This window comes from Prosthecobacter sp. (assembly GCF_044236155.1).
GTDB lineage: Bacteria > Verrucomicrobiota > Verrucomicrobiia > Verrucomicrobiales > Verrucomicrobiaceae > Prosthecobacter.
The window spans coordinates 63,495-88,835 of sequence record NZ_JBIIHA010000021.1 but is presented as its reverse complement, the minus strand read 5'-3'; the positions used below and the strand labels follow the sequence as shown (position 1 = coordinate 88,835).

Here is a 25,341-nt window from a genome sequence, read left to right as displayed (position 1 = left end):
AGAAAACGCCTTCACGGCGGGGCATCAAGCACTTCTTTGCTCATGTGGCATGTCACGAGCCGCTCCAGTGCCCCGCAGAGCTGAGGCGATTTTCTTTTTCGGCCAGAGCCAGGATCGTCTGGAAGTGCGGGCTCTTGCTTTCGCGATGCACCACACTGGTCTCGATTTTTTTGAAGCCTGTCCTGCCCAGCATGTCATGCAGGTCGCTTTCAGAGAATCCGAGCCACACATCCGCGTAAAGTTCACGCGCCTTTTCAAACTGATGCTTCAGCAAATCGAGCACCACGATGCGTCCGCCGGGCTTGAGGATCGTGAACGCAGCTTTCAGCGCCTTATCCGGACTCTGCGCATGATGCAGCGCCTGACTCAGGAACACGAGGTCCACATTCAGGGGCGGGATCGGCGGTGCTTCGATATCACCCAGGCGGTACTCAAGGTTCGTGAAGCCATGCTTGTGCGCCAGTTCGGCACCGTAAGCCACCATCTTCTCGCTGTTATCGACCGCGATGACCTTCTTCGCCCGCTGGGCGAGCAATTGCGACAGCGTGCCTTCGCCAGCCCCAAGATCAGCGATGATCAGTGGCGGCATGAGCTTCAGCAAAGTCTCTCCCAACCCTTTCCATGAACGGCCAGGGATGTAGTGACGGCCGAACTTGCCCGCCAGCGCGTCGAAGTACGCCTGTGCTGTTTGCGCCCTCTTGCGCAACACCACCTTGAGGGCCTCGGCATCCTTCATCGCCTCCCGCAGCTCGCTTCCCGCAGCATCCACCAAGGCCATGAAATTCTCACGGACCGGCTGATCTTTCGCATTCGGTTGCTCGATCTGGTAAAGACGGTTCTTCCCACTGCGCCGGTCACTCACCAACCCGGCAGCCTTTAACTTCGCGAGCTGGGCGGAAATGTTCGACTGCGGCAGCGAGAGCACCTCCTGCAGCTCCGCCACACTGAGTTCCTCCTGTTTCAGCAGCAGTAGCAGCCGCACCCGTGTGGGATCGGCGATGAGGCTGAGGGATTTGAGGATCGAAGCCAAGGCTAAGCCATCGTATCAACGCATCATGATTCATCAATGCCGGAGTTGCCTGCCTTGCAAATCAAGGCTCACAGCTTCGATGCTGCCCAGATGCCAGCTTTCTGCTGCTCCGCACGCCTCCGCAGCGCCTGAAGCTCCAGGGCATAGTCATTCATGGAACGTGCATCGGAAGGCAGGTTTGTGGTCACCCCGGCCACTCGCGCAAAACCCTGCTGCACCAACAGGTCGGCCAGATACACCCACTTCCCAGTGCTGATCTCCACCAGCACCAGCGCGTAATATCGGCTCAGCCCTGGCACCTCCTCCCAGCGTGTCATCACGGAGCACGGATGCTCCTTGAGCAGTTTCGTCACATAGGCCGCCGCACGCTGCCCTTCCTCAATCACCCGTTGGCTGCTCACGCCAAAGTAGCGCGCTTGTTCCTGCACGCGCTGCGGATGCGTCGAGGAGGCATCCAGCGCATCGACAAAGTAGAGCACAAACACGTGCTCGTCCTCAGTGTCGCTCACCTTGAAGCGCAGCGTGTCCGCCTCGTTCGTGCGGCTCTCGATGAACTTCGCCTTTGGAAAGACTTTGAATTCCGGGAGCGGCGCGCGCCCCGCGTCCGCGTTCTGTCCCGGCGGCACCTGCGCCACACCCACCGGCACCGCGGCAACAGGAGCGGGCCTGCTTTCCTTCAGCAGGATCGCCACCAGCACGACGATCAGCACCAGCACGCAGGTGATGGCAAGATTGAGCAGGGTGTCGCGCAGAGGCATGATTCAATAAAACGAAACTCGGCGCGCACTTTCCCGCGATCAAGCTCCGCCTCAAGCCGCAAGTGGCATCCTGCCGTCCTCCGGAGGATATTCTCGCCCAGCCTGAAAGAACCCGGCATCTGAAGTGCGATTGGTATGACCTCCTACCAATTCTCCATGACCCTCTCCCCGCTCAAGCCCATCCCGACGCTGGTCGATCAGGTCTGCGCCCGTCTCGCGCGCCAGTTGCGTGACGAACCTGAACCCGGCGATGGCAGACTGCCGCCTGAACGCGTCATGGCCGAGCGCCTCGGTGTCAGCCGCACCGTGCTGCGTGAGGCCACGAAGCGTCTCGAGCTGCAAGGTTTGATCGAAATTCGCCATGGCAGCGGCATCCGCGCTGTGAACCGGCTGCACAAGCCTCTCAGCGGCTCCTTGTCCCTGCTGCTGCCTGACGTTGGCGAACGATTGCGTCAGTTGAACGAAGCCCGGGCCGCCATAGAGCCAGAAATCGCCAAACAAGCCGCGCTCAAAGCCAAGGCGGCCGATTTGAGGCAGCTCCGCGCCATTCACGAGCGAATGCAAAATGCAGAAAGCCATGACGAGGCCGTGGAAGCCGACATCGACTTCCATCGCACCCTCGCCCGCATCGCGGGCAACGAAATCCTGAAACTCATGCTCGAATCCCTCGCCGACCTTGGTCGCGAGAGCCGCCGAGTGACGATTGGAAATGTCGGACATCAGCGGGCCGTCGAACATCACGTCGCGATCTTGAAGGCAGTCACCGCCCACGATGCCACCGCGTCCGCGAAGGCGATGAAACATCACCTGGACGAGGCGGCGCGCGATCTTTTCGCCAAAACAAAGACCAAGCGATGAAGCCGCTTCTTTTCTTTTCAGTCTTTTCCGTCCCTTCCGCCCTTCTCGCCGTCGATTTCGACCGCGAGATCCGTCCGCTGCTGCAAAAACACTGCATCGAGTGCCACGGCGAAAAGAAGCAGAAGGGCGAGCTCCGCCTCGATGCCAAAGTGCATGCCTTCAAAGGCGGTCACGACGGCCCCGCGATTCTCTCAGGCAAAGCGGATGCCTCTCCGCTCTTCAAGCGCATCACCAGCACCGATGACGACGAGCGCATGCCTCCGAAAGGCGATCCCCTTTCGCCGCAGGAAATCACGCTCCTCCGTGAATGGATCGACTCGGGCGCGAAATGGCCCGAAAATGCCAACGATAAAGCCGCGCTGACCGACAAGCGGCTTCAGCATTGGTCGGTGCAGCCGATCAAAGTGGCTTCGGCTTTAGCCGAATCGGTCGGGCTAAAGCCCGAGCAAATTTCCATCGATACCTTCATCGAAGCCAAACTCCGTGCGAATGGCCTCAAGATGTCTCCGCAGGCGGACGCGCACACGTTGAAGCGTCGGCTTTACTTCGACCTCCTCGGCCTTCCACCGTCCGACGTGTCAGAAAAGTCCGACCTGTCCGACCAAGCCTACGAAGCGCTCGTGGACTCCCTCCTCGCCTCCCCCCACTTCGGCGAACGCCAGGCCCGCCACTGGCTCGACATCGTCCACTACGCCGACACCCACGGCTTCGAGCGTGACCAGCTCCGCCCGAATGCTTGGCGTTACCGCGACTACGTCATCGAGTCCTTCAATGCCGACAAACCCTACGACCAGTTCATCAAAGAACAGATCGCCGGGGATTTGCTGCCGAAGCCAACCATCACCGCGCTCGGATTCCTCGCCGCAGGCCCGTGGGACTTCGTCGGGCAGCAGGAAACGCGGTCCGACATGCTGCGCCGTGCCGCCCGCGCTCTCGATCTCGACGACATGGTCACGCAGACGCTCACCTCCACCATGGGCATCACCATCAACTGCGCCCGCTGCCACGATCACAAGCTCGATCCCATCACGCAGGAAGAGTATTACCGCCTGTGGGCCGTTTTTGCCGGTGTGAAACGCGGAGACCGCGAAACCGATGCCACCGAGTCAAAACGCATCGCCACCGAAAAAGCCCGCTTAAACAAAGAACTCGCCCAAACACGCACGCAGATCGCCAAACTGGCCGGTGAAGGCCTCGAACTCGCCAAACTCATCCCCGAAGCCTCCGGCATCGACCTGCGCAACGGCAGCATCACCAAGGACAAACTCGGCTACTTTCGCGACATCCAAACCAATCGCCTTCAGAAGGTTCCTTCTGTCCCTTCCGTCCTTTGGGTCTTTGTTCCGAACGGCCCGAAAGTCCCTATCGCCTTCAAACAAGAAGTCACCGGCATCCCAGCCACCAGCGGCCACTTTTGGGACACCATCGCCAATCATCCCATCAACGCCCAACGCAACACCAAGATCGGCAGCACAGATTATGCAGCGAAAGGCCATAGCATGCTCGCCATGCACGCAAACAGCGGCATCACCTTCGATCTCGCCAAACTGCGCGAGCAGAGCGGCCTCAAAGCCATGCGACTCACCGGCCTCGTCGGCTTCGGAGCTTCGAAAGAGGCCGCAGGCACGAAGGCAGACTTCACTGTGTTCGTCGATGACGAGCTGAAGTTCCAAAAGCTCAAACTCCGCAAAGACGAGACCGCCGTGCTCGATCTCGACGTGCCTGCGAAGGCCAAAACGCTCACCTTGATCGCCACAGATGGTGGCGACGGCATCGGCAACGATCTGCTTTTCATCGGTGATCCGAAGCTCGTGCCCGAAATCGCCGAAACGCGGCTCAGCGAGGCTCAAAAGGCCGATTTGACCAAACTTCGCGCTGAAGCTCAAAAGCTCGAAAAAGCCCTCCAAAGCCTTCCCGAGCCCGAAAAGGTCTATGCGGTCGTTTCCGATGAAAAACCGCCCGTGATCAAAGTGCAACGCCGCGGCAATCCAGAGGACGAGGCGCAGGAAGTCATGCCCGGAGCTTTTGCGTGGGTGAAGCATGCCGGCGCGGCCTTTGGCGATCAAAACACGCCCGAAGCCCAGCGTCGGCTCGCGCTCGCGAACTGGATCGCGCATCCCGACAACCCGCTCACAGCGCGGGTGATCGTGAACCGGTTATGGCATCATCATTTCGGCCAAGGCTTGGTGAACACGCCGAGTGATTTCGGCATCGGCGGCAGTGCGCCGAGTCATCCGGAGCTGCTGGACTACCTGGCGCGGGAGTTCATGACGCATGGCTGGAGTTTGAAGCATGTGCACAAGCTAATCGTGATGTCGAAGGCGTATCGTAGAACGAGTTTTCCAACTCGTTCACCCCAAACCAACGAGTTGGAAAACTCGTTCTACGCCGACTCCTCCAACCGCCTGCTCTCCCATCAAAATCCGCGCCGCCTCGATGCGGAGACGCTGCGCGACACGGTGCTCGCCGTTTCTGGAAAGCTGAACCTTGAGCGTGGAGGGCCGGGTTACCGTGATTTCAACTACACGGAGGCCTACGCGCCGATTTATGAGTATGTGACGCCGGACAAACCGGAGCTTTGGCGCCGCAGCATCTACCGTTTCATCGTTCGCACGACGCCGCACCAGTTCATGACCACGCTCGACTGCCCAGATCCCGCGAACTTCACGCCAGCGAGAGCGCAAACGACCACGGCCCTGCAAGCCCTCACCCTCTCCAACAACGAGTTCATGCTCCAGCAGTCCCGCCACCTCGCTGAACGAGCCAAAACGCCCGAACGAGCCTTTCAACTTTGCTTCCAACGCGATGCGACGCCCGAAGAACTCGCCGCCGCGAAGCAAATCGACCTCTTCTCGCTGTGCCGCATGCTTTTGAATGCGAACGAGTTCATTTATGTGGATTGAGCGTTCAATCAGACGGTGAGGCCGCGTATGTGTGCGACCATGAAATCGCCCCTTTGTTTCCTCGCCCTCCTTTCCACGCTGCACGCTGCGGAGCCTCCATCATGCGAATGGGTCTTCAGCGGGGGTGGCAGCGGGCATGACAAGACTCGGGCAGTCACGACCGACCGATCCGGGAACGTGTTTCTAGCGTCCGAGTGCGTGGGGGATGCGATGTTTGGCGACCAGCAGCACAAGAGCGCTGGTGAGATGGACATGTGCCTGACGAAGCTCGATGCCGCGGGCAAGCCGCTGTGGGTGAGCGGTTTCGGAGGCAGCAAGACGGATCGAGCGTATGGCGTGATCACAGATGCGGCGGGGAATGCGTATGTCACCGGCCACTTCGAGAGCACGGACGCGATGGTGAATGGAGAGAAAGTGCCGAATGCGGGTAACTTCGATGCCTTCACGGCGAAGTTCGCCCCCGATGGCAAGCTGCTGTGGGTGCGCGTGAAGGGCGGCGAGGGCTCTGATTATGGACACGGCATCGCCATCGACTCGAAGGGGCATGTCGTCATCACAGGCGCGATCGGCGGCCAGTTCTTTTGCACGAAGTATGACGCGGAAGGCCGCGAGATCTGGCATCGCTCTCCTTCAGGAAAGGTCTCCGGCAGCGGTCACGGCATCGCGATTGATGGGAAGGATCACATCTATCTCGGTGGCAGTGCTTCGGGCGCAGGAGCCTTTGGTAAAATCGCCATCGAATCCAAAACGAGCGCCGCGCTCGTGCTGAAGCTCACCCCGGAAGGCGAGGGCGAATGGGTGAACCTCATCCCGGGCACCACGAGCGCCATTTATCACGAGATCGCGTGCGACTCGCAGGGTCGCGTGTGGGGCGCAGGCATGTTCAAGGGCAGCGTGAATGTGGCAGGCCAGACGTTTCAATGCAGCGGTAAAGATTACGACGGCCTCATCGTGCATCTCGATGTCGAAGGCCAGGTGCAGTGGGCAAAGCACATGCATGGCCCGGGCACCGATTACTGCCTCGGCGTGGTCACCGATGATCACGGCACCGCCTTTGTGTGTGGCGATTTCAATCAAGACACCGTGCTCGCCGGTCACGCCCTCATCACCCGCGGCAGCGGCGACATCTTCCTCGCGGCGTTTGATGAAAAAGGCGGCCTCCTGTGGGTGCAGCAGGCCGGCGGCAAGCTCAACGACAGCGCTTACCCGATCACCTTCCGCGCTCCGGATGAGCTCATCATTGCCGGAGCCCTCTCCACACCTGCCACCTTCGGCACTCACGAATTGACCAAATCCGGCTCCAGCGATTTGTATGCCGCCAAATGGAAGCTGAAACCCCTCAAATGACCCTGATGAAACCTCTCTTTGCCTTCCTACTCCTGCTGACCAGCCTCGCCTCCGCCGAGCCGAAATACGATCCTGCCAAGCTTCCGAAAGGGCACGACTACTTCGAGCTGCGTGATGGACTGGCGAACTGCCAGCGCAAGTTCACGCAGGAAAAAACCGGACGCGTCATTTTCTTCGGCGGCTCAATCACGGCGGGCGGTGCGTGGCGTCAGCACACCTGCGATTACCTCACGAAGAAGTTCCCGGGCACGAAGTTCGAGTTCATCAATGCTGGCATCGGCTCCATGGGCTCCGTGCCACATGCGTTTCGTCTGGAGCGGGATGTTTTGGCCAAATGGCCGGTGGATTTGCTCTTCGTCGAGGCGGCGGTGAATGACAGCTCGAACATCCCGCAGCATCCCGATCTCATGCTGCGCGGTATGGAGGGCGTGGTGCGCCACATGCGCACCGTGAGTCCGCTGACGGACATCATCCAGCTTCACTTCGTCATGCCACCGCACATGGATGACTACCACGCTGGCAAAGTGCCCGCGTCCATCGCCCAGCATGAGCGCGTGGCCGTGGCGTATGGCAATCCGTCGTTCAACCTCGCGCGTGAAGTCACCGATCGCATCGACGCGGGTGAGTTCACCTGGGCAGACGATTTCAAAGGCCTGCATCCCTCGCCCTTCGGTCATCAGCTCTACGCCAACAGCGTCGCCCGCATGCTCGACGCCGCTTTTGCCCAACCCATCGCCGCTTCCACGAAAGAGCATCCGCTGCCCGCGCCGCTCGATGCTCAAAGCTACGCCAAAGGCCGCCTCGGCGACATCGCGCAGGCAAAAATCATCCAAGGCTTCACGCTCGTGCCTTCGTGGAAACCTGCCGACGACAACAAGCAGCCGAACGGCAAAAACATCGGCGTGCGCGAGGGCTTTGTGAACGTGCCCGCGCTCGTCGGCACCGAGCCGGGTGCGGAGTTTGAGTTCAGCTTCGAAGGCACCGGCTGCGGCCTCTTCATCGCTTCCGGCCCCGATGCTGGCCAGATCGAGTTCAGCGTGGATGGCGGTCCACCTCGCACGCTCGACACCCTGACGCACTGGAGCAGCGGCCTGCATCTTCCGTGGGCCTTGATCCTCGACGACCAGCTCAAACCCGGCCCCCACACCGCAAGAGTCCGCCTCGTCGCCTCGAAGACCTCGTCCAAGAGTGCGCTGCGGGTGTTTCATCTGCTGCTGAATTGAGATCGAAATTTTTTCCGGCAAATGAGCGCACGGCTGGCGACGACTAGGTTGTAAGCCACCCATGTCACCGCCATCCGAACACGAGCGCCATGCCCAATTTCTCCGCCACTACGCGGAGAGCGAGGTGGCGTTGCACACGTTTGTGAGGTCGCTGGTGCCCACGCGGCAGATGGCTTCGGAGGTAATGCAGGATGTGATTCTTGTGCTGTGGGAGAAGTTTGATGCGGCGGCGGATTTTCAGGGCTGGGCCTTTGGCGTGGCAAAGAATATCGCGCTGCGTCACCTGCGCCGGCAGTCGCGGGACCGGCATGTGTTTGATGACGAACTGGTGAACCAGCTCGCCGATGATGCGGCCGCCCTGGTGCCGGTGCATGACGGGCATCGCGAAGCCTTGGAGCACTGCCTGGAGAAGCTCCCCGCCGCGCAACGTGAACTGGTGCTCAGCGCCTACACGAAGGGCACCCGCATGGATGAGCTGGCCACCCGCCGTGGGCAGTCGCCGATGGCACTCTACAAACTGCTCCACCGCATTCGGCAGGCCCTGCTGGAGTGCGTGGAGCGCACACTCGCCAAGGAGGAACACGCATGAATCCCGACTCACACGATCTCATCCAGCGCCACATGGCCGGACTGCTCACCGAAGATGAAGCTGCCCCCCTAAAAACCCGCCTGAAGGCCGACACAGACCTGCGGAGGCTCTATTTGCACTACATGAATCTGGATGTGGCACTGGAGGCCCAGGCAACTTCCGCCGCAGGGGCACGCGACGTGCTCACAACGCTGCCGGATACGAGCCGTTCGCCACGGCAGTTCTGCTGGCGTCCGCTCACCGCAGCGGCCTTCATCGGCGCGGCGGCGGCCTGTGTGGCGTTGGGGATGTGGTGGCTCAGTCCGCAGGACTTTGCACGTGTGGAAACGATCGTCGGGGTGTCGAGTCTGACGCCTGGGTCCATTTTGCAGGGCGAGAAGCATGAGCTGCAAGCCGGGACGCTGGCTCTGATCACATCCAAGGGCGCGAAAGTCGTGATCGAGGCTCCGGCGGTGTTTCAATTTGAGTCCGCGCAGCGTCTGCGGCTCACGCAGGGTCGGCTTTCGGCGGATGTGCCGCCTTCGGCGAAAGGGTTCACGGTGATCACGCCTTCGGGGGATGCGGTGGATCTGGGCACGCGGTTCGGCGTGGATGTGCCGCTCGGGGGTGAAGCGGAGGTGCATGTGTTTCAGGGAGAAGTCATCGCCCATGCGGCGAAAGACCAGCGCAGCCTGCGCACCGGTGATGCGGTGACGATGACGACCGGCGGCCATGCGGCGCGTGATCTGCGCTCGGCGGCCTTCATTCATGGCGATGAAGTGAACGAACTCACCGCCGGCCTCGCCGCAGGCCAGCGGGCACGCTCGGAGGCTGCTTTGTCGAAGCTCCGCGAGGACCCCGCCTTGATTGCCTTGCTCGATTTTGAGTCAGGCGAGGCTCCGGACACTTGCCGCACCACGCAAGGCCGCTGGCCGGGATCGCGTGCGCCGGAGTTTGTGCGTGTGGGCGATCATTTGAAGCTCGATCTCGGTGGCGAGCGCACGTGGCCGCGGCTCACGCTGGCCTCGTGGGTGCGGCTGGACCGGCTAGATGCGCTTTATCAATCCCTGCTGCACACGGATGGTTGGGAGGTAAGCAATCCCGGCCAGGTCCACTGGATGGTGAATCGCTACTCCACCATGCGACTGGCACTCAAAGGCAACGCAGGCTCCTCAAGCCCCGATGGCTTCCCGGACTCGCTCACGCCTGTTTTGCCCGAAATTGGCCGCTGGATGCATCTCGCCGTGGTTTATGACTCCGAGGCGAAAACGACGCGTTTTTACCTCAACGGCCGTTTCGACAGCGAAAGCCGCGAAACGACGGCTCATCCGGCCCGCCTAGGTCCTGCACAAATCGGCAACTGGAACCGCACGGACCGCAAACTCAGCGGCCGCGTGGACGAAATACTCATCCTAGGCCGTGCGATGAGCGATGCGGAGATTCAGTCGCTCTTCGAATCCGGCAATCCTTACCGTTGAAGCTTGTTCATGCGTTTCCTGGCCCTTTTCATCACTCTTCCCGCCTTCGCCGCGCCGGTGGACTTTGTCCGCGAGGTGCGGTCCATCTTTGAAAAGCACTGCTACGAATGCCACGGCGAGAAGAAGCAGAAATCCGGCTTCCGTCTCGATGTGAAAGCCGCCGCGTTCAAAGGCGGTGACAATCATGGACCGGACATCGTGCCCGGAAAGGCCTCCGAAAGCCCGCTGCTGCATTTTTTGACCTCGGACGATGAGGACGAAGTCATGCCACCAAAGGGCAAGCTGGCGGCTGCGGAGATCGAGACGCTCACAAGATGGATCGATGAGGGCGCGAACTGGCCGGATGGCGTGGATTTGGCGAAGGTGGAGGACAAACGCGATCATTGGGCGTTCAAGCCGCTCAAAGTGGCTTCGGCTTTAGCCGAATCGATGCGGCTAAAGCCGCAGCCACTTTCCATTGATGCCATCATCGACGCCAAGCTCGCCGAGCACGGTCTCACCCGCTCTCCTGCTGCTGAGCCGATCGCGTGGCTGCGGCGCGTGACGTTTGATCTCACGGGCTTGCCGCCCACTCCGGAGGAGGTGGAGGCATTCTTGAAGAAGCCAGACCATGCTTCCACCGTGGATCGTTTGCTTGCTTCGCCGCGCTACGGAGAGCGCTGGGCGCAGCACTGGCTGGATGTCGTGCGCTACGCGGATACGCATGGTTTTGAGGTGAACACCGAGCGACCTCATGCCTGGCCGTATCGCGACTATGTGATCCGCTCCTTCAATGCCGACACGCCGTATGATCGCTTCATCAAAGAGCAAATCGTGGGCGATTCGATGGGGGTGGATGAGGCCACGGGGTTCCTCGTCACGGCCTCGGTGCTGCTGCCCGGCCAGATCGGCAAGGATGCGCCGTCCATCCGGCTGGCACGGCAGGATTCGCTCGATGAGATGGTCACAAACATCGGCCAGACTTTTCTCGGGCTGAGCGTGGGCTGCGCACGCTGCCACGATCACAAGTTCGATCCCATCAGCGCCAAGGACTACTACGCCATGCAGGCTCTGGTGGCGGGCGTGGAATACGCGGATCGCGAACTGCGCACGCCTGAGGCGCTGGCGAGAAAGAAAGAAGCCGCCACGGCCCGCCAGCGCGATGCACTGATCACGCAGCGACTCACGCAGCTCTCGCCGATGGCCCGTCCGGGACAAAAGGAGGGCGTGCAGCGCCCGACGGTGCGGGCGACGATGAACATCGACCGCATCGCACCGGTTCGCACGAAGCGCGTTCGCTTCACCATTCGCGAGACGAACAGCCTGGAGCCTTGCATCGATGAGCTGGAGGTCTTCAACACCGCAGGCGTGAATGTGGCGCTCGCCAGTGCCGGGGCCAAGCTGAAGACCTCGGGCGACAAGATTTCGCGCAACCGCCATGAGCCGGCGTTCATTCACGATGGCCGCTACGGCAATGAACGAAGCTGGATGTCGAACGAGAAGGGCAAGGGGTGGGTGGAGATCGAGTTTGCCCGCGAGGAGGAGATTTCACAGATCGCGTGGAGCCGGGATCGGCTGGAGAAGCTGGTGGACCGCGTGGCGCTCGATTACGCCATCGAGATCGGCCATGACAAAGGCTGGCTGTTGGTGGCGGATGCGAGCGATCGCCGCCCGCATCAGCTAGGACTCGGTGCCGGGCCGGAGTTTGTGTTTGAGGGCTTGCCCGAGACGGAAGCGAAGGAGATACGCGGTCTGCTCAATGAGCGTGGCAGCCTTTTGGCCAAGATGAAAGCGGGCGAGCAGGGCCAGCTTGCCTTCGCGGGCACCTTCCGCGAGCCGGACGACATTCATCTGCTCAATCGCGGCGATCCCGAGCAGCCGAAGGAATCCGTCGTGCCCGCCGTGCTCAGCGCTCTCGGTGATGTGAAGCTCACCAATGCAACGCCCGAACTGAAACGCCGCCAAGCGCTGGCCGACTGGATCGCCAGCCCACAGAATCCGCTGACGGCCCGCGTGATGGTGAACCGCATCTGGCAAGGCCACTTCGGCACTGGTTTGGTCGCCACGCCGGGTGATTTTGGCCGCATGGGCATGAAACCCACACATCCCGAGCTGCTGGACTGGCTCGCAGGCGAGTTCATCCGCAGCGGATGGAGTGTGAAGCACCTGCACCGGCTCATCGTGCTGAGCGAAACGTATGGGCAGGCATCCCAGACAATGAGACAGGGAGGCAATGAGACAGGGAGACAAGGCGGCTCCATCACCTTGTCTCCAGGTCTGATTGTCTCATTGTCTTCCACCGCCAACACCATCGATGCCGAATCCAAATACCTCTGGCGCTTCCCCAGCCGTCGCATCGAAGCGGAAACACTCCGTGACTCCATGCTCGCCGTCAGCGGAAAACTCAACTTCACGATGTATGGCCGGGGATTCGATCTTTTCGACAAACGCGGCGGTTTGAGCGGCTTCAAGCCAGTGGAGACCTTCAGACCCGAAAACCAGCGGCGCATGATTTATGCCCACAAAGTCCGCCGTGAGCCAGAAACGGTCTTTGGAGCCTTTGATTGCCCGGACGCGGGCCAAAGCACCGCCCTGCGCCGCGCCTCCACCACGCCGATTCAGGCGCTGAATCTCTTCAACAGCCGCTTCACGCTCGAACACGCAAATGCGTTCGCCGAGAGAGTCCGGCGTGAGGTTGGCGCGGATGATGCCGCACAGATTCGCCGCGCCTATGAGCTCGCTCTCTGCCGAAAACCCAATGCCGCAGAACTCCACGACGCCCTGCCGCTCGTGAAGCAACACGGAGCCGCCGTGCTCTGTCGGGCGCTCTTCAACTCGAACGAGTTCCTTTTCATTCCATGAACGCTGAGCATCTCACTCCCCATGGCCTGCGGCTGCTGAACCGCCGAGGCTTTCTCACGCAGAGCGCCACGGCGCTCGGTGGCATCGCGTTGTCGAAGCTGCTCGCGGATGATCAGCTTCTCATCGACCCCGCGCGACCTTTTGCGTCGAGGCAGCCGCATTTCGCGCCGAAGGCAAAGAATGTGGTCGTCATCTTCTGTGCTGGGGCGGTGAGCCAGCTCGAAACATGGGACTACAAGCCGGAACTCATCCGATGGGATGACAAACCTTTGCCTGGAGGCCCTGCGGTGACGTTTCAAGGTCCTGCGGGCAATCTAGCGCGTCCACAGTATGCCTTTCGGCCTCGCGGACAGACGGGCAAGATGGTGAGCGACATGATCCCGCATCTCGCGGAGCTTACGGACGACATCGCGTTCATCCACTCGCTCACCAGCAAATCGAACACGCATGGCCCTGCGGAGAATTTTCTCTCCACCGGCTCCGTGCTTGATGGCTTCCCCTCGCTCGGCTCGTGGGTCACGTATGCTTTGGGCACTGAGAGCGAGGAGCTGCCATCCTATGTCGCCATCCCCGATCCACGCGGCGTGCCGCAGAATGGGGCCAACAACTGGGGGCCAGGATTTCTCCCGGCCGCCTTTCAAGGCACCACGATGAGCTCCAAGGAACCGGTGCGCCATCTCAGCGCTCCCGGCATCCCCGCAGATGCCGACCGCGCCGCACGCTCGCTTTTGCAGAAGATGAACGCCCGCCATCTGGAGGCACATCCGGGTGACAGCAAGCTCGCCGCCCGCATCGCCAGCTATGAACTCGCCGCGCGGATGCAGCTCAGTGTGCCCGAGATCAACGACCTGAGCACCGAACCCGCGCACATCCTGAAGATGTATGGCGCGGACGACACGCAGGACGCCAACAAGGCCGCCTTTGCCAAAAACTGCATCCTCGCCCGCCGCCTCATCGAGAAGGGCGTGCGCTTCGTGCAGCTCTTCAACGGTGCGTATGCCAGCGGTGGTGCCCTCAACTGGGACGGGCACAGCAAGCTCAAGGAGCAATACGACGTCCACGCCCACATCCTCGACCAGCCCGCCGCCGCGCTCATTCGCGATCTGAAACAACGCGGCCTCCTGCAAGACACGCTCGTCGTCTGGTGCACCGAATTCGGACGCATGCCCTTCTTCCAAAAAGGCGCGAAAGGCCGCGATCACAATCCCGATGGCTTCACCTGCTGGCTGGCTGGCGCAGGCGTGAAGCCCGGCGTCAGCCACGGCCGCACCGACGACCTCGGCCAACGCGCCATCGAGGACGTGCATCCGCTTTACCATTTCAATGCCACCATCCTTCATCTGCTCGGACTCGACTTCGAAAAGCTCAGCTTCGAGCACAACGGCATCCAGCGCCGCCTCACCAATGTGGAGGGGAAGGTGATCCGCGAGGTTCTGGCGTGAAATGTCCGGGGTCACCCGCCACTACGATGACATCGAGCGCATCCGCGAGCCGCCACCGCAAATGTGTCGGGACGAGCTTAGCATTCCGCAGCCCGAATCATTCTTCTCCTTGCGAGCGTATTGGCTGGCTCGCTCATTTATGAAACGCTCGATTCTTGCCCTCACTCTCTCCTTCATCACTGCCGCGCACGCCGATGTGTCGCTACCGGCGACGTTTTCGGATCACATGATTCTCCAGGCCGATGCGGCGGTGCCGGTTTGGGGCTGGGCGGGGCCGGGGGAGGAGGTGAGCGTCTCCATCGCCGGGCAGACGAAGTCGGTGAAAGCCGATGAGAAGGGAGAGTGGCGGGTGAAGCTCGATCCGCTGAAGTCGGGCGAGAGCACCTCGATGACGGTGAAGGGCAACAACACGATCACGATCCATGATGTGCTCACGGGTGAGGTGTGGCTGTGCTCGGGGCAGTCAAACATGGCGTGGACGGTCGGCAGGCTGCGCTCCTTCAAAGACGAGCAGACCACCGCGAACGCGCCGCAGCTGCGCATGTTCGTGGAGTCGTCCGGCGGCGCGGGCGCGAGCAATGTGAAGCCGCGTGGCGAGTGGAAGCTGACCACGCCGGAGAATCTCGCGAACTTCAGCGCCACCGCGTATTTCTTTGGCCGGCATCTGCATCGCGAGCTGAAACAGCCCGTCGGCCTGCTCGTTTCCGCCGTGGGTGGCACACCGATCCAAAACTGGATCAGCCCGAAGTCGCAGCGCACGCATCCCGAGATGGCGAAGCCTTTCACGGCGATGGATGCGTCGATGAAAACCTGGACGCCGGAACGCGCGAAGGAGCTGCATGCCCGGCAGCTCGAAAGCTGGCAAAAACAGGCCGATCAAGCCAAGGCGGCCAACAAGCCCGTGCCGCCGAAACCAGCGCTCAATCTGGATCCGCGCTCGCGGGCACCGGGAAACCTCTTCAACGGCAAAATCGCCCCGCTAGCCGGTTGCGCGATCAAAGGCGCGATCTGGTATCAGGGCGAGTCGAACGCCTTCACGGTCGAGGGCGGCAAGTTTTACGCCGAGCAGCTTCCCATGCTTGTCAAAGACTGGCGCGAGCACTGGGCGCAGGGCGATTTCCCCTTCGCGTGGGTGCAACTGCCGAACTTCCACAACGAGCGCTTCCTCGGCTGGTGCGAAGTGCGTGAATCGATGCTGAAGACGCTCGCCGTGCCGAATACCGGCATGGCGATCTGCCTCGATCTCGGCGACCCGAAGGACATTCACCCGCAGAACAAACAAGAAGTTGGCCGCCGCCTCGGCCTGTGGGCATTGGCGAAGGTTTACGGCCAAAACATCGCCTGGAGCGGACCGTTGCCGAAAGCGCAGCAGTTTGAAAACGGCAGCGCCATCTGCACCTTCGAGCACGCGGAAGGCCTGAAAGCCCGCGCAGGTCAAATCGAAGGCTTCGAACTCGCCGGAGCCGACCAAACCTTCCACCCCGCCACCGCAACGATTGAAGGCGAGAAAGTCATCGTGACCTCGCCGGAAGTGAAAACACCCGTGGCCGTGCGCTACGCCTGGAAAGATGATCCCAAGGCGAATCTCGTGAATGCTGCCGGGCTGCCCGCCTCGCCGTTCCGCAGTGATGCGTGGTGATCTTCGTTTTTTTAGGCAGAAGAATGGGGGCAGGAGAATGCATCTCCGCATCCATTCTTTTGCCCTCATTCTCTTGCCTATTTTTTCAATGAAACGTCTTCTCGCTTTTCTCCTCGTCGCGACTTCCGCACTTCATGCGCTTGATCTGACTTTGACCTTGCCGCTCGATTACCAAGTCGTGCAGCGCAGCAGTCCCGGGAAAGGGTTGCTGCGCATCGCGGGAGAGTTGTCGGAGGCGGTGGCTTTGCCGGATGTGGCGATGGAGGCGCGGGTGATGGGTGAGAAGGATCAAACCTCGTGGCAGCGCGTGGGTGGATCGGTGGCGGGAAAGAAGCTCGCGGGCACGGTGGAGGCGATCGCGGGCGGTTGGTGGCGGCTGGAGGTTCGCGTGATGAGCGCTGGCAAGGAGCTCGCGAAAGGAAGCGTGGCGCATGTCGGCATTGGCGAGGTGTTTGTCATCGCGGGGCAGTCAAACTCGGCGAATCACGGCACGGAAAAGCAGACGACCAATACGCGACGTGTGGCCACCTTTGACGGCAAGGTCTGGCGCATCGCGGATGATCCGCAGCCGGGCGCAAGTGGTGGTGGCGGCAGTTTCGTGCCGCCGTTTGCGGATGCCGTCGCGACCAAGGAGAACGTGCCCGTTGGCATCCTCGCGTGTGGGATCGGTGCGACGAGTGTGCGCGAGTGGTTGCCGAAAGGCGCGACGTTTCCGAATCCGCCAACGCTGGTGAGTCGCGTGGAGCAGCTCCCGAGCGGTCAGTGGGCCAGCAAAGGCGCGGCGTATGAGGCTTTCATCGCGCGGATCAAGTCGGTTCCGCCGCGTGGCTTTCGAGCCGTGCTCTGGCATCAGGGCGAGAGCGATGCGAACCAAAAGGACACGACGCGCACGCTGCCGGGCAAACTTTACCGCGAGTATCTGGAGAAAATCATCCGCGACTCGCGACGCGACATCGGCTGGGACGTGCCGTGGTTCGTGGCGCAGGCCAGCTATCACGTGCCGGGCGATGAAGGCAGCGATGACATTCGCGCCGCGCAGGCCTCGCTTTGGAAAGATGGCCTCGCACTCGAAGGCCCGGACAGCGATGCCTTGAAAGGCAATCTGCGCGAGCGCGAAGGCAAAGGAGTGCACTTCAGCGGCCCGGGACTGCGTGAGCACGGCGCGAAGTGGGCGGAGAAGGTCATCCCTTGGCTCGATGCGCAATGGACCGCGCCGCGAAACGTGAGCGGCGGCACGGAGTGGAGTGATTTCGCGCAACTCCCCGAATGTCACAGCCTCGGCTGGGTGAGCGCGAACGTGCAAACGAAGTCCACCACGAGCTGGAACGGCGTGCTCGATGAAGCGAAGTGGGGCACGCCATCGCCGCAGCAGGCCGTGGCGCGAAATTGGGATTGGAAAATCAGCGAGGCGCAATGGCGCGAGGCCGTGAAGCAAAAAGGCGAGGGCAAGCGCGAGGAGGTCGCTTTCGATCTGTGGCTGCCGGAGGGCATCGAGAGCGTGAAGGGCATCGTCGTCATGTCTGGTCACGGCAGCGGCGAAGTTCTTTTCAAGCGTGCCGACCTGCGAAAGCTCGCGCAGGAACTGGGGCTCGCGTTGTTCAAGTTCACCGGCAATCCGATGCAACGCGGCTTTTGGCCGAGAAGCCTGCTTTTCGATCACTTGAAGGCTTTTGGCACGAAAACCGGCCACCCGGAGCTGCAACACGCACCGGTCTTTTTATACGGTCACTCGAATGGCACAGGCTTCTCGGCCATTTTCACGTCGTATGAGCCGCAGCGCGTGTGGGGCTTCGTTTCGATGCGTCCCGGCACCACGTTTCAAGTCTATCAACCCGGTGCCGCGCAAGTGCCCGGCCTCGTCATCTTCGGCGAGGACGATTCGTTCCTCGCTAGGCCTTCCAAAGAAGAAAACCTCGCCGTGGTGCCAGCTCTGCGAAAAAAACATGCCGCGCTGTGGTGCAGTGCCGTCGAGCCGAAGACCGGCCATGGCCCCGGCGAGAAAACCTGGCCACTCGTCTTCTCCTTCCTCCGTCACAGCTTCACCGCCCGCGTGCCCGCCGATGCCGATGCCCGCAAAGGCCCCGTGAAGCTCCTCACGCCAGCCCTGGAGAGCGGCCACCTCGGCCAAAACTGGTCCGCCGCAAAAGGCGGCTATCAAAAGCTCCCCACCGCCCCCTTCAGCGATTTCCCCGCCGACAAAGCGACGGCTTCGTGGCTCCTCAACGCGGCCTTCGCGGCCGATTGGCAGCAATTTCAAAGCACGGGCGAAGTTCATCCAAAATGAACATGCTTGATCACTTCGCATGAAGATCGCTCTCCTCGCCGCGCTACTCCTCGCTTCACTGGCAGCACTGCATGCCGACGAGCCACCCCTCGTGATCATCCTGTCCGGTCAATCGAACATGGCAGGCTATGGAAAGGCCGCTGAACTCTCCAACGAATGGCGCACGCCACCGCCGAACGTCAGCTTGATCCACTGGGGCCGCCAGCAGCCACTCGCGCACGGCCAGATTGGCCCGGAGGTCACCCTGGCTCATGCTTTGGCGAGAGGGTTGCCTGGCCGCAAGATCGTGCTCTTCAAAGCGGCACACGGCGGCACCTCCCAACTCGTCTGGCAGCCTCAGCATGACGAAGCGCGCATTGCCCGGCTGAAGCTCAATCACGACCAACGCGCCGGCCATGCTTACGCGCAGCTCATCGCGGCGTGGAAGAAGGCTTTTCCAAATGGCGGAATCAAACCGGCCGCCCTCCTCTGGATGCAGGGCGAGTCCGATGCCCGTGTGCCCGAGCTGGCGAAAGACTACCAGCAACACCTCACCAATCTCATCGCCTCGCTCCGTCGCGATCTCGATGCGCCGCAAATGAAAGCTGTCATTGCGGAGATCAATCCCGCCAAAGTCACCCCCGTCTCACCCTTTCCCTGCGTGGATGAGGTCCGCGCCGCCCAGCGTGCCATTCCCGCAAAAGACCCGCTCACCGTTTGCATCAGCACCGACGGCCTGACGAAAGCGTCAGACCAGGTCCACTACGACACCGCTGGCCAGCAGGGCCTTGGCCTCCGGTTTGCCGAGGCCTTGCAGACATTACTCGCCAAGGATGCCCGATGACAAAATTCATGATGAAACCCACCCTCAACCTTGCCTGCACTCTTTTGTCCTCAGCTTGGCAGGCGGTCTTGCTCCGCTCGGTTCTCGCCACGTTACTCCTCGCGCCGTTGGCCGCGTTGCAATCCGCTGAGTTGAAGTTAGCGACGCCGTTCTCCGATCACATGGTGCTTCAGCGTGAGAAGCCCGTCGCCGTGTGGGGTTGGGCGGATGCGGGAGAATCCGTGACCGTTTCCTTCGCTGGGCAATCGAAGTCCGCCACGGCAGGCACGGATGGCAAGTGGTCGCTCAAGCTGGATGCGCTCACTGCTTCCGCCGAGCCGCGTGTGATGCTTGTTACCGGCAAAGAGGGGCGCAAGGTCGAGGTGAAGGATGTGCTCGTCGGCGAGGTGTGGCTCGGCTCGGGGCAGTCGAACATGGAGATGGCGGTCGGTGGTGCGAACAACGCCGCCGCGGAACAGGCTGCGGCCAACTTTCCGCTGATCCGCTACTACGCCGAATCCTCCGCCCCCGCCGAGACGCCTCAGCCCGAGGGCAAGGGGCTGTGGCAGCCCTGCACTCCGGCCAATGTCCGACGCTTCTCCGCGACGCTCTACTTCTTCGGGCGCGAGATTCATCGCGAGGTCGGTGTGCCCGTTGGGCTGATTTGTTCGGCGGTCGGTGCCACGCACATCGAGGCTTGGGTCTCTGCGGAGGCTCAGTCTGCGGATGCGGAGACGAAGGCCGAATACGACAGCCAGTTGCGCGGCTGGCAGCACTTTGACGAGGCGAAGTTGAGAGCCGACTTCCCGAAAAAACTCGCCGCCTGGAAGCTCGCCGTCGAGCAGGGGAAGGCCGGGGCCAAAGATCAGCCGTGGACACCCGAGACGACCATCGCCCACCTCCGGCGCAAGGGGCCGCCCGCCGGTCTCTACAACGGCAAGATCGTTAATCTCGCCCCCTTCACCCTGCGAGGCATCCTTTGGTATCAGGGCGAAAGCAACGCGGGCAATCCCGGCCTCTACCACAAGCAGCTCTCGCAGCTCGTCACCAGTTGGCGCTCCCTTTGGAATGATGAACTTCCCTTCGCGTGGGTGCAGCTCCCCAACTTCACCTCGCCCGGTGAAGGCTGGCCGCGTGTGCGTGAATCCATGCTGAAGACGCTCACGCTGCCGAAGACCGGCATGGCCATCACCATCGACCTCGGCGATGCGAAGGACATCCATCCGAAGAACAAGCAGGATGTCGGCAAACGCCTCTCCTTCTGGGCTCTCGGCACCGTGTATGGCAAAAACGTTCCCGCTATCAGCGGCCCGCTGGCCTCAGGCTCGACCATCAGCGGCAATGCGATCATCGTTTCCTTCAAACATGCCAACGGTGGCCTCAAATCCATCACCGGCGGCCCGCTCACCGGCTTCCAAATCGCCGGAGCCGATCAGCAGTGGAAGCCCGCCGAAGCCAAGATCGTCGGCGAGACGGTCGTGGTCAGCAGCGCTGAGGTCGCTCAGCCCGTTGCCGTTCGCTACGCCTGGAAAGACTGGCCCGACTACAGCCTCGCCAATGGTGCTGGATTGCCCGCGTCGCCCTTCCGCACGGATGACTGGCCTGTGTCGAAGAAGTGACGGCCCACGGAACACACTGAATATGAAACCCAGCCGACTCTTCCTCATTCCCCTCATCCTTTCCGTGTATTCGGTGCATTCCGTGGGCCAAACTGCCGAACCCATCACGAACTCTATCGGCATGAAGCTAGTGCGCATCGAGTCGGGCACGTTCACGATGGGTCAGGACGGGCCGCCGATGGAGGATTATCTGCGGCAGAAGCGGTTCGGCGAGATGTACGAGGACATCGACCGGATCGATTTTGATGAGAAGCCCGCGCACAAGGTCACGATCACGCAGCCGTTTCACATTGGCGTCAAGGAGGTCACCGTAGCGCAGTATCGACAGTTCGATCCCGAGTTCAAAAAGAACGATCCGAAGTCGAAGCCAGCCGACGATGATGCGGCAAGCGGTGTGACTTGGGACAAGGCGGTGGCGTTTTGCGAATGGCTCTCGAAGAAGGAAGGCAAGACGTATCGCCTGCCGACCGAGGCGGAGTGGGAGTATGCGTGCCGCGCTGGCACGACGACGCTTTTCCACACCGGCGACACGTTGCCAGATGCACATCAGAAGTGGTTTGGTGAGGACAACTTCCGAGGTGTGTATTTTCCGCCGGGACCGATGCCGCGTGAGTATGACTGGCGGAATGTCGGGAAGCCCGCAGCGAGCTTGAAGCAGGGGCAAATCATCGGCCTCACTCATCCGGTGGAGGAATCCAAGGCAGGTGGCACGGGTTCCTTCCGCGTCGCTGAGAAGACGCCAAATGCCTGGGGCCTGCACGATATGCATGGCAACCTGGCGGAGTGGTGCAGCGACTGGTATGGGCCGTATGAAAGCGGCTCGCAGACTGATCCGCTAGGTCGCGCCGATGGCGACTGCCGCGTGTTTCGCGGCGGATTTCATTCCTCCATGATTCGCTTTCTGCGCTCGGCGAATCGCGGCTCCTGGGTGACGAACTCCGCGAGCGAGCGCATCGGCTTCCGTGTCGTGCAGGGTGAGCTTCCGAAGGGAAAACTCATGCCCGTGGCCACGCCGCCGTTGAACGCACAGAACGTCAGCCAGCGTGATGCGGACACTCCTATCCGCACCGACTCCACGGACAAGAGTGTCCGTGTCACAGCAGACGCGCCCTTCTTTGAAGGCCCGAAGCCCTTCGTGCGCATCCCCGAGGGCGCAGTCGGCCCCGTGTTCATCAGCCAGAATCACAGCCCGTCGATCACCGAGTGCCCGAATGGCGATTTGCTCGCCGTTTGGTTCTCCACCCTTGGCGAGACCGATCTCACCACCGCGAACGCAGCATCGCGCCTGCGCTTTGGCGCGAAGGAATGGGAGCCTGCTTCCGCCTTTTGGGATGCGCAGGACGTGAACGACCACGCACCGAAAATCTGGTGGGATGGCGAGAAGACCATCTACCACATCGTCGAAGGCCGACAGCACGGCGACATCGTGATCCGCCACTCCACCGACAATGGCGTGACCTGGTCGAAGGCCGAAGTGATGCGTGCCTACGGAGAGTCGGCCAGCAATCCCATCCGCACGAAGGAGGGCGTCATCGCGATCCCATTCGACTCCGCAGGCCTGTCCATCAGCCGCGACAACGGCAAGACCTGGAGCGAGACCGGGCGGCATCGGCGCGGCTCGGAAGACATTCAGCCCGGAGGAAAGGGACCCTTCATGGCAGGCATCCACGGTCCTGTCGTCGAGCTGGCCGACGGACGGCTCATGGCCTACGGTCGCATCAGCGCAGGGATCGCGGACCAGGAGCGTTTCAAGTTCAAGATGCCCGTCAGCTACTCCGGCGATCTCGGTGAAACGTGGCAATGGGAAACGAGTGAGTTCCCCGTGGTGAGCAACACCCAGCGCCCCGCCATGCTGCGGCTCAAAGAAGGCCCCATCCTGCTGTGTTCCTTCACCGACGAGGCCCGCACGCCTTTCAAAGAGCGCAAAGGACTGGTCTTCAAATCCACCGCCGGCGACTACACTGGCACTGGCCTCTACGCCGCCGTCAGCTACGACGAAGGCAGAACCTGGCCCCACCGCCGCCTCATCGCCCCCGAAGGCAAAACCACCGCCGACATCGGCGGCTACCTCGCCCTCACTCAAACCCGCGACGGAAACATCCAGCTCATCACCAGCAAGGATCACTACGCCTTCAACCTTGCGTGGATCAAACAACTGCCGAGTGCGCCGAAGAAGTGATGGCAGCCAGCTATCGAAATAGATTCCGCAAAACCCGATGGCTGATTATCATGCCCACTGCGCCGGACAACCACGACGCCCACGACTATGCCGAGCGCATCCGCGAGCGGCTGCCTAGGGGCTTGCAGGAGCTCTGGAAAGCGATGGGCTTGAGCTTAGTCCACCTTGGCACGTGGGCGCGGAATCAGCCGTGGTTGCAGCAGCGGCTCACAATCTTCGTTTTTTCTGTTAACATTTTGCGGATCAGCGCGGCATACGGATGTGAACCACGAATACGAAATAGATGCGCGCGAGCGGCTGACCCGGCTTTGGCTGGAAGCGGAGCCGTCGGTGCAGGCGTTTGTGTTCGCGGCAGTGAACGGTGTGCATGATGCAGAGGATGTGGTGCAACAAGTGGCGCTCACGGTGGCGCGGCGCTTCGAGGAATATGATGGAACGCGGCCCTTTATCGCGTGGGCGCTGTGGCTCGCGAAGTCGCGGATAGCGGACCATTATCGGAAGCATGGACGGGAGCGGCTGGTGTTCTCTGATGCGCTGATGGATCAGCTTGCCGAGGCACTCGTGCATCAGCAGCCTGGCCGCACGGCACGCCACGAGGCGCTAGAGCATTGTCTCGATAAACTGCCGGAAAAGTCGCGGCAAATTCTGGCGCTACGCTACGAGGATGACGCACCCATGGAGCGCGTAGCAGAGGCCATCGAGTCCTCCGCTGGTGCCGTGCGGGTGATGCTGTTTCGCATTCGCAACCTGCTCGCCGATTGCGTGAACAACGAACTCTCCAGGATGAGTTTATGACTGACTTCGAACGCCAACTCGTGGACCTTTATCTCGACGGTGTCTTGCCGGAATCCGAGCACGCGCTGTTACTTCAGCGATTGGAAACCGATCCCGAAGCTCTGGTCTATCTGGCATCGCGGACTCAACTCAATGTGGACCTCCGACGTTCCTTCAAGCGCCGCAAGCTCCAGCAAACGGCGGTGGCTGGCGCTGCACCAAGCACGGTTCGCCAGCCCCGCTCAGTCTGGCTCTCCTGGCGTCCGCTTGCTGCCGCTGCGGCGGCGGTGCTCATGAGCTTGGCGTGGTGGCTGATGCCGGGTTCATCATCGGAGTTGGGAAGGATCACGCAGATGATGAATGTGGAAACGTCAGGCGAAGGCGCTGGCCTGACGGTGGGGCAGCGGTTGCAGGCTGGGCGCGTGATGCTCAATCGAGGGGCTGTGGACATCAGGCTCTCCAATGGAGTGACGTTGCTCTATGAGGGGCCGGGCGAGTTGGAACTGCTCTCGCCGATGCGTGCGCTGCTGCACAGCGGGCAGGTGGTGGTGCGTGTGCCGCAGAATGCGATTGGGTTTCAGATGGATGCGGCTTCGGCTCGCGTGGTGGATCTGGGCACCGAGTTCGCGATGAAGGCGGGGCCGGGGCTGGAGACGGATGTGCAGGTGTTTGAGGGCGTGGTGGAGGCGAGTGCGGCGCGGGGCGGATTTGCCAGCCGGATCGAGGCGGGACGCGCAGCGCGCTTCACGCCTGCGGCCTCGGTGCCGAAGGAGCTGACGTATTCCGAGTCGCGGTTCCTGCGCAAGATTCCCATCGAGCCCGGTGTGCCGATGCCGGGAAAGGGGGGCGACGACTTCCGTCCGGCGCGTCATGCGGAGGTGGTAATTCCTTCGGTGGACAAGGCGATCGTGGTGGATGGCGATTTGTCGGAATGGAGTGCCGAGGGGCGCTTTTTCTCGCAGCGCGATGCGGCGCGGTCCGTGGAGGGGCGCATGAGGCATGATGCCGACGCATTCTACATCGCCGCGCACATCAAGGACCCCGCGCCAATGCGCAACAGCATCGATCCGTGGATGGATGGCGAACTGGGCTGGCGCGGCGGCGGCCTGCAGGTTCGCCTGTCGCTGGATCGCGCGCAGGGCTGGCCGGTGGAGGCAAACAGCCCGAGTTACTATTCGATGCGCAAGCTGACCGCGACTCCGGAGCAGATGGCCCGCTCCGCGAACGCACGCCTCGTGACCCTGACGCTGTGGCATCATGCCCCCTCGGCCACGGATTGCCTGCATCTCGCCTACGGCTTCGATTACGCGGGCGGCGTGGTGAATCCGCCGGGTTACACCGTCGCATTCAAGCGCGATGTCGATGGCAAGGGCTACACCATCGAGGCGCGGGTGCCGTGGTCGCTACTGCGAGTGGCAGACGAGCCGCCGCGCGCTGGCGATGCGCTCGCCGTCTGCTGGCACACGCACTGGAGCGACCCATCCGGGCGTCTCTGGCGCACCCATCTGGTCGAGCTGCGCAATCCATCCGAACCGCTGCGCATCTACGACTACGAGCGCGCCGCCACCTGGGGCCGCGCGATCTACCGCTGATGCG

At 61.7% G+C, this 25,341-nt stretch carries 17 protein-coding genes; 15 read left to right on the top strand and 2 right to left on the bottom strand.

Annotated elements, in window-relative coordinates:
* Positions 1 to 52: 52 nt before the first annotated feature.
* Positions 53 to 1,030: an ArsR/SmtB family transcription factor gene (locus tag ACILSE_RS16930; RefSeq protein WP_395718604.1), complete on the bottom strand. Its 978-nt coding sequence runs from the start codon at positions 1,028 to 1,030 to the stop codon at positions 53 to 55.
* Positions 1,031 to 1,098: 68 nt separating this feature from the next.
* Positions 1,099 to 1,788 (bottom strand): hypothetical protein, encoded by a 690-nt coding sequence (locus ACILSE_RS16925; protein ID WP_395718603.1) that lies wholly within the window; start codon positions 1,786 to 1,788, stop codon positions 1,099 to 1,101.
* Positions 1,789 to 1,944: 156 nt separating this feature from the next.
* Here ACILSE_RS16925 and ACILSE_RS16920 point away from each other — a divergent pair, with 156 nt between their 5' ends.
* The 15 genes from ACILSE_RS16920 to ACILSE_RS16850 all read left to right on the top strand — a co-directional run bounded on the left by ACILSE_RS16920 (position 1,945) and on the right by ACILSE_RS16850 (position 25,337).
* On the top strand, positions 1,945 to 2,646 hold the full coding sequence (locus ACILSE_RS16920) for a FadR/GntR family transcriptional regulator (protein ID WP_395718602.1): 702 nt from the start codon (positions 1,945 to 1,947) through the stop codon (positions 2,644 to 2,646).
* Positions 2,643 to 5,549 carry a DUF1553 domain-containing protein gene (locus tag ACILSE_RS16915; protein WP_395718601.1) on the top strand — a complete coding sequence of 969 codons (2,907 nt, stop codon included), beginning with the start codon at positions 2,643 to 2,645 and terminating at the stop codon, positions 5,547 to 5,549. The genes ACILSE_RS16920 and ACILSE_RS16915 overlap by 4 nt, the downstream gene beginning before the upstream one ends.
* Positions 5,550 to 5,588: 39 nt before the next feature.
* The gene (locus ACILSE_RS16910; protein ID WP_395718600.1) at positions 5,589 to 6,896 is read left to right on the top strand and encodes a hypothetical protein; all 1,308 of its coding nucleotides are present in this window, start codon (positions 5,589 to 5,591) and stop codon (positions 6,894 to 6,896) included.
* Between the two features lie 5 nt (positions 6,897 to 6,901).
* Positions 6,902 to 8,119 (top strand): GDSL-type esterase/lipase family protein, encoded by a 1,218-nt coding sequence (locus ACILSE_RS16905; RefSeq protein ID WP_395718599.1) that lies wholly within the window; start codon positions 6,902 to 6,904, stop codon positions 8,117 to 8,119.
* Positions 8,120 to 8,180: 61 nt separating this feature from the next.
* A complete protein-coding gene (locus ACILSE_RS16900; protein WP_395718598.1) occupies positions 8,181 to 8,708 on the top strand; it encodes a sigma-70 family RNA polymerase sigma factor in 528 nt (175 codons plus the stop codon).
* Entirely contained in the window at positions 8,705 to 10,165 is a 1,461-nt protein-coding gene (locus ACILSE_RS16895; protein WP_395718597.1) for a LamG-like jellyroll fold domain-containing protein, read from the top strand. Before ACILSE_RS16900 ends, ACILSE_RS16895 begins: the two co-directional genes overlap by 4 nt.
* Positions 10,166 to 10,174: 9 nt before the next feature.
* Entirely contained in the window at positions 10,175 to 13,006 is a 2,832-nt protein-coding gene (locus ACILSE_RS16890) for a PSD1 and planctomycete cytochrome C domain-containing protein (protein WP_395718596.1), read from the top strand.
* Complete coding sequence (locus ACILSE_RS16885; protein WP_395718595.1) at positions 13,003 to 14,448, top strand: DUF1501 domain-containing protein; 1,446 nt, start codon at positions 13,003 to 13,005, stop codon at positions 14,446 to 14,448. Before ACILSE_RS16890 ends, ACILSE_RS16885 begins: the two co-directional genes overlap by 4 nt.
* A gap of 139 nt (positions 14,449 to 14,587) precedes the next feature.
* Positions 14,588 to 16,087 carry a sialate O-acetylesterase gene (locus ACILSE_RS16880; protein WP_395718594.1) on the top strand — a complete coding sequence of 500 codons (1,500 nt, stop codon included), beginning with the start codon at positions 14,588 to 14,590 and terminating at the stop codon, positions 16,085 to 16,087.
* 88 nt (positions 16,088 to 16,175) lie between these two features.
* Positions 16,176 to 18,371: a sialate O-acetylesterase gene (locus ACILSE_RS16875; RefSeq protein WP_395718593.1), complete on the top strand. Its 2,196-nt coding sequence runs from the start codon at positions 16,176 to 16,178 to the stop codon at positions 18,369 to 18,371.
* A 19-nt stretch (positions 18,372 to 18,390) separates the two neighbouring features.
* The gene (locus tag ACILSE_RS16870; protein ID WP_395718592.1) at positions 18,391 to 19,194 is read left to right on the top strand and encodes a sialate O-acetylesterase; all 804 of its coding nucleotides are present in this window, start codon (positions 18,391 to 18,393) and stop codon (positions 19,192 to 19,194) included.
* 8 nt (positions 19,195 to 19,202) lie between these two features.
* Positions 19,203 to 20,792 carry a sialate O-acetylesterase gene (locus tag ACILSE_RS16865; RefSeq protein ID WP_395718591.1) on the top strand — a complete coding sequence of 530 codons (1,590 nt, stop codon included), beginning with the start codon at positions 19,203 to 19,205 and terminating at the stop codon, positions 20,790 to 20,792.
* Between the two features lie 22 nt (positions 20,793 to 20,814).
* Positions 20,815 to 22,971 (top strand): SUMF1/EgtB/PvdO family nonheme iron enzyme, encoded by a 2,157-nt coding sequence (locus tag ACILSE_RS16860; protein ID WP_395718590.1) that lies wholly within the window; start codon positions 20,815 to 20,817, stop codon positions 22,969 to 22,971.
* Between the two features lie 261 nt (positions 22,972 to 23,232).
* Complete coding sequence (locus ACILSE_RS16855; protein WP_395718589.1) at positions 23,233 to 23,766, top strand: sigma-70 family RNA polymerase sigma factor; 534 nt, start codon at positions 23,233 to 23,235, stop codon at positions 23,764 to 23,766.
* Positions 23,763 to 25,337: a hypothetical protein gene (locus ACILSE_RS16850; RefSeq protein WP_395718588.1), complete on the top strand. Its 1,575-nt coding sequence runs from the start codon at positions 23,763 to 23,765 to the stop codon at positions 25,335 to 25,337. Before ACILSE_RS16855 ends, ACILSE_RS16850 begins: the two co-directional genes overlap by 4 nt.
* Positions 25,338 to 25,341 lie beyond the last annotated feature (4 nt).